General features: G+C 59.6%; 1 rRNA gene. It reads left to right on the top strand.

The features are described 5' to 3' along the window. A 23S ribosomal RNA gene (locus tag ADL15_RS25500) occupies positions 1 to 213 on the top strand; the annotation flags it as partial.

Below are 213 nucleotides of genomic sequence, written 5' to 3'. Positions count from 1 at the left end.
GAGTGCGTAATAGCTCACTGGTCAAGTGGTTCCGCGCCGACAATGTAGCGGGGCTCAAGCACACCGCCGAAGCTGTGGCATTCATACTTTACCCGGCTGGTCGACTTGTTCGGCTGGTCCAGGTGTGTGGATGGGTAGGGGAGCGTCGTGTAGCGGGTGAAGCGGCGGAGTGATCCAGCCGTGGACGCTACACGAGTGAGAATGCAGGCATGA

Source organism: Actinoplanes awajinensis subsp. mycoplanecinus (assembly GCF_001509495.1).
GTDB classification, from domain to species: domain Bacteria; phylum Actinomycetota; class Actinomycetes; order Mycobacteriales; family Micromonosporaceae; genus Actinoplanes; species Actinoplanes palleronii.
This window is presented reverse-complemented; position numbering and strand designations above follow the sequence as displayed.